This window comes from Ferruginibacter sp., assembly GCF_014377975.1.
Lineage (GTDB): Bacteria > Bacteroidota > Bacteroidia > Chitinophagales > Chitinophagaceae > Ferruginibacter.
The window spans coordinates 1-5528 of the sequence record NZ_JACMOO010000130.1; the positions used below are offsets into that span (position 1 = coordinate 1).

Here is a 5528-nt window from a genome sequence, read left to right on the forward strand (position 1 = left end):
AAAACTTGTAATACTTTAAATAATGAATATCGTTTAAAATTATAATTACGTTTTTCCATTCCATCTTTTGGGGGGTGGGCAGGTTGGGGGGTTCTTAATTTTTTCATGGGGGGATGGGGGAACTTTATGTTAAGTTTTTCTTCCATATCAAAATTTATAGATACCTGGTTGAGAGGCATTTTCAACCCTACCTGGACGATGGTAATTGAAATGCTGATAGCCGGTATTTGTGTTATTAGTCTGTTTGCCATACTTGGTTTGGTATTGGTGTTGATGGAACGAAGGGTTGCTGCATGGATACAAATCAGGCTTGGGCCTAACAGGGTTGGCCCCGGCGGTATGTTGCAGTCACTGGCCGACACCGTAAAGCTGCTGGTAAAAGAAGGAATGACACCAGATGGAGCAGACAAATTTTTATTTAATCTGGCACCAATTATTGCCATCATCGTATCCATGCTATTGATGGCACCTATTGCTTTTGCAAAAGATTTTCAATTGTGGGATATGAATATTGGGGTACTGTATGTATCTGCCATATCTTCTGTAATGGTCATCAGTATTTTGATGGCGGGCTGGGCCAGTAACAATAAATATTCATTGATGGGTGCCATGCGTGGCGGCGCACAGATTGTAAGCTATGAATTGTCGGCAGGCCTTTCCATTCTTAGTGTGGTGATATTGGCAGGGAGTTTAAACCTGAATGAAATTGTATTGTCTCAGGCGGATGGCTGGTGGATTTTTAAAGGACATATCCCGGTGCTCATTGCTTTCGTGATATTTATAATAGCGGCAACTGCAGAAACCAACCGGGCACCTTTTGATCTGGCAGAAGCAGAATCAGAACTTACAGCCGGCTTTCACACAGAATATTCGGGGATGAAATTTGCCTTATTTTTTTTAGCCGAATATATCAACGTGTTTATTGTTTGCGCAATTGGTGCCACTTTGTTTTTAGGTGGCTGGATGCCTTTTCATATTGGCCACTGGCAAGGGTTTAATCATGTAATGGATTTTATTCCCTCCAGTTTGTGGTTTTTCGGAAAAACATTTTTTCTTATCTTCTTAATCATGTGGTTCAGGTGGACTTTTCCCAGATTGCGCATTGACCAATTACTAAACCTGGAGTGGAAATATTTATTACCCATCAGCATGTTTAATATTTTGCTGGTAACGTTGATGGCAATTTTGGGATGGTATTTTTAGTTCCCAAAACGTATCGAAATGCAGGAACTTTAAAATTGAGTTTTATAGTTTTTTTGAAAAGAATACAAAAGAAAAGTGAACACTTTAGATAATGGATAAAACTTTAAATGATACAAACACCTCAAAAAATCCTCCGCCGCGGCGTGCAGGGGCCGCATATATCCGCGACGTTTTTTTAGGTATAAAATCTTTACTGGTTGGGCTTCGGCGCACCTGGTATTATTTTACCCATCACAAAGAGATCATTACACAGCAATATCCTGATAACAGGGCTACGCTTGTTTTTCCGGAAAGATTTAAGGGCGAAGTAGTAATGCCGCATGATGAAAATAATGAGCATGCCTGCACGGGATGCACTGCCTGTGAACTGGCTTGCCCCAACGCCACCATTAAGATCATTACCAAATTTGATATCACCCCCGAGGGAAAAAAGAAAAAAGCGATTGATAAGTTCGTATACCATCTTGAACTTTGTACCATGTGCAATTTATGTATAGTGGCTTGCCCCACAGATGCTATCAAAATGGCGCAAACATTTGAACACAGCGTGTATAATAGGGCCGACCTGACGAAGATTTTAAATAAACCGGGGTCGAAGATAAGAGAGGGTGTAGAGTAGGAGATGTCCCCCTCTAACTGTCAAGGTGAAAGACTGGAATTGATAGTTACGATGTTGAAAATGCTTTGCATACCAAAGGTGGGCTGTGCAATTAGGATAATGAAGTCTTGATGTTATGTGGGCAAAGATCCTCAAGGGTATGTCGTAAAAGTGAGTGACACAACGATGATCAATTGAAATACAAATGCCGTAAAAAAAAGTGTAAATAAAAACGAATACTGGAATAAATAAAGGTTTTTAAAGCCTGAAATCAAAACCCTTAAATGAGCGGATCAACAATCATATTTTATATGCTGGCTGCACTTACTTTAGTTAGTGGGGCCCTTGCAGTTACCACCAGGCAGATATTTCGTGCTGCCATATTTCTGTTATTTTCTTTAATAGGCATTGCCGGACTTTATTTTTGGATGCAGTACGATTTTGTTGCGGCTGTTCAGATAGTAGTGTACGTTGGCGGCATTACTGTGCTCATCATTTTTTCTATTTTTTTAACCCAGCAGGCAGGTGATTTGTTGCCCCGGCAAAAAATGGGACGGCAGGTGTTTTCAGCACTGGCAGCCTTTTGTGGCTTTGCCTTAACGATGCTGCAATTATACCAGTATTCATTTAAAAATACAACTGCACAACCTGTATTACCCACCGTATCCAATATTGGTGACAGGATGCTAAGCGTTGATGAAAATGGATTTGCTTTACCTTTTGAGGTAGTGAGTATGTTACTGCTGGCGGCGTTGATTGGTTGTATTGTAATTGCTTTACGTTCTAAACCTGCAACAACATGATGGAGCCTGGATTATACCATTTGTTGATTATTAGCGCTGCGCTTTTTTTTATAGGGGTGTTTGGTTTTTTTACCAGGCGAAACCTTGTTACAATGCTGATGAGCATTGAGCTGGTTTTGAATAGTGTGAACCTGAATTTTATTGCCTTTAATAAATATTTATGGCCAAACAAAATGGATGGATTATTCTTTTCAATTTTTGTGATCGCTATCGCGGCTGCAGAGGCCGCAGTTGCAATAGCCATCATCATTAATTTGTACAGAAGCCATCAATCCATTGACGTTGAAAATGCGGAGGAAATGAAATTTTAAAAGTTCTTATCTCTGTTTTTTAAACACAGATAAAAAAGAATGACCAATATAGTATGAATGATTTTTTACAAATTCCATTGCTCCAGATTCTTCCTTCCGGAAAGGGTTCAGCATTGTGTTTATTATTGATTCCTTTATTGCCATTGGCCGGCTTTTTACTGCTCGGTATTTTTGGAAGAAAGCACATCAGGTCTGCATCAGGTATCGTTGGGACCGCTTTATTGTTTGTGTCAGCAGCATTGTCGTTGTATACCGCTTACGGATATTTTTTAGACTATGGCAAAGTGAACGGAGTGTATCAAAAAATTACCGTGCTGCAATTTACCTGGCTTCAATTTTCACCGGGTGTTTCCATTGATATGGGTATTTTGCTGGATCCTATTTCGGCAATGATGCTGGTGGTAGTTAGTTTTATTTCATTGATGGTGCATATCTATAGTTTGGGATACATGAAGGGCGAAGAAAGATTTCCCACCTATTATGCATTTCTTGGTTTATTTACTTTTTCGATGCTGGGGCTGGTTATAGCTTCTAATATTTTTCAGCTGTATATTTTCTGGGAGCTGGTGGGGGTTTCTTCTTTTCTGCTCATTGGTTATTATTACGACAAGCCGTTGGCCGTTGCGGCATGTAAAAAAGCATTTATTGTTACCCGTTTTGCAGACCTTGGTTTTTTGATTGGTATATTGATTTTATCTTTTCATGCAAAGACGTTGGATTTTAATACACTCATTGAAAGGTTAACAATTAACGGCAGTCATGAACTGCATACTGCTTATACTTCTATGTTTCTTGGAGCCTCCGCATTAACCTGGGGTACGATATTAATATTTATTGGCGGAGCGGGAAAGAGCGCTATGTTTCCTTTACATATTTGGTTGCCCGATGCAATGGAAGGTCCTACACCCGTATCTGCCTTGATACATGCCGCCACCATGGTAGTGGCAGGTGTTTACCTGGTGGCCAGAATGTTTCCTGTTTTTAGCATGGCTGTTGGTACAATGCATTTAGTAATGTATGTTGGAATTATCTCAGCTCTATTTGCTGCGGTGATAGCCTGTACACAAACGGATATCAAAAGGGTGTTGGCGTATTCTACCATGTCGCAGATAGGTTTTATGATGTTTTCACTGGGGGTTTCCGGTAGCAATTTAATCGAAGGCAGCCTGGATTATGCTAATCTGGGCGCAGGTTATACAGCTTCCATGTTTCATCTTTTTACCCATGCAATATTTAAAGCCTTATTATTTTTAGGCGCTGGTTCAGTCATTCACTTTATTCACAGCAACGAAATGAAAGACATGGGTGGACTTAGAAAATATTTACCCATCACCCATATTACTTTTTTAATAGCCTGCCTGGCCATTTCAGGCGTACCGCCATTTGCAGGGTTTTTTAGTAAAGAAGAAATACTGCTGGCAGCATGGCAACACAATAAAATGATTTATTACACTGCACTGTTTACCTCCGGACTAACTGCCTTTTATATGTTCCGTTTATATTTTAAAATCTTTTGGAACAAGGGAGTTATTGTGCATGGCGAACATCGTGGTGAAGGCGGATTTGCAATGATGCTGCCATTGATTTTATTGGCTGTTGGTGCGGCATTAGCAGGCTTTATTCCGTTTGGAAATTTTATCACTGCAGATGGCAAACCTCTGGAGGCGGTGTTTCACTGGCAGTTTTCTATCGCCCCGGTGGCAATAGGATTGGGAGGCATTTTTACAGCCATGTGGTTGTATAAAAATCAAAATAATAAACCAGCGGTTATTGCGGCATCGTTGGGAGGATTGTACCGGGCGGCCTGCAATAAATTTTATATAGATGAGTTGTATTTGTTTATCACCAAAAAATTAATATTCAATTTTATTGGCAGGCCGGCAGCATGGTTTGATAAAAATATTGTAAATGGAATGGTGAATGCAACGGGCAATACAACTATGTTTATTTCAGAAAAAATAAAGGGATTTCAGTCTGGCAAAGTACAGCAATATGCTATTTATTTTTTAGCTGGTGTAATAGGTTTGGCAGTACTTTTTATTTATGTTTGGCATCCTGAATAATTTTTTAATGGAAACAGCGGCTTAGGTCATGAGGTTAATAAAATTTTTTAAAGAAGGAAGTTGCAAGTTCCTCTCTTTTGAAGGGGCTGGGGTGAGGTCAGCAGGATATACAAATAAATTAAAAATTCGAAAATAAATAAATGAATCTATTAGTACTGATTTTACTACCATTGCTTACAGCGGTTATTATACTGTTGATGAAGAATGCATCGCAGGTTAAATGGGCTGCATTGATTGGGGCTGCAGCACAATTTGTTTTAGCATTTGTATTGCTGTTTGCTTTTAACAATGAGAGATCAGAAGGTAATGAGACGCAAATGTTATTTGAATTACAGTACAACTGGTTTCCCGCCTGGCATATTACTTTTCATTTAGGCGTGGACGGTATTTCTGTAGCCATGGTATTATTAACGTCATTTGTAGTAATTGCCGGGGTGTTGGTTTCGTGGAATGTGACAAAAATGACAAAGGAATTTTATTTCTTACTCATCCTTCTTAGTCTTGGTGCCTATGGCTTTTTCATTTCGCTTGACCTATTTATTCTTTTCTT

Annotated in this window: 5 protein-coding genes and 1 pseudogene; all 6 read left to right on the forward strand. The window is 39.4% G+C overall.

Annotated elements, in window-relative coordinates; all coding sequences use genetic code 11:
• Window positions 1–105 precede the first annotated feature (105 nt).
• Window positions 106–1203 carry an NADH-quinone oxidoreductase subunit NuoH gene (gene nuoH / locus H7254_RS07600; protein ID WP_301932400.1) on the forward strand — a complete coding sequence of 366 codons (1098 nt, stop codon included), beginning with the start codon at window positions 106–108 and terminating at the stop codon, window positions 1201–1203.
• A gap of 91 nt (window positions 1204–1294) precedes the next feature.
• Window positions 1295–1822 (forward strand): 4Fe-4S binding protein, encoded by a 528-nt coding sequence (locus tag H7254_RS07605; RefSeq protein ID WP_301921874.1) that lies wholly within the window; start codon window positions 1295–1297, stop codon window positions 1820–1822.
• Between the two features lie 263 nt (window positions 1823–2085).
• Complete coding sequence (locus tag H7254_RS07610; protein ID WP_301932401.1) at window positions 2086–2604, forward strand: NADH-quinone oxidoreductase subunit J; 519 nt, start codon at window positions 2086–2088, stop codon at window positions 2602–2604.
• Window positions 2604–2915, forward strand: a complete 312-nt coding sequence (nuoK, locus tag H7254_RS07615; RefSeq protein ID WP_367875423.1) for an NADH-quinone oxidoreductase subunit NuoK — start codon at window positions 2604–2606, stop codon at window positions 2913–2915. Before H7254_RS07610 ends, nuoK begins: the two co-directional genes overlap by 1 nt.
• 53 nt (window positions 2916–2968) lie before the next feature.
• A complete protein-coding gene (gene nuoL / locus H7254_RS07620) occupies window positions 2969–4978 on the forward strand; it encodes an NADH-quinone oxidoreductase subunit L (RefSeq protein ID WP_301932403.1) in 2010 nt (669 codons plus the stop codon).
• 140 nt (window positions 4979–5118) lie between these two features.
• Window positions 5119–5528 (forward strand): annotated as a pseudogene (locus H7254_RS07625) (NADH-quinone oxidoreductase subunit M); the annotation flags it as partial.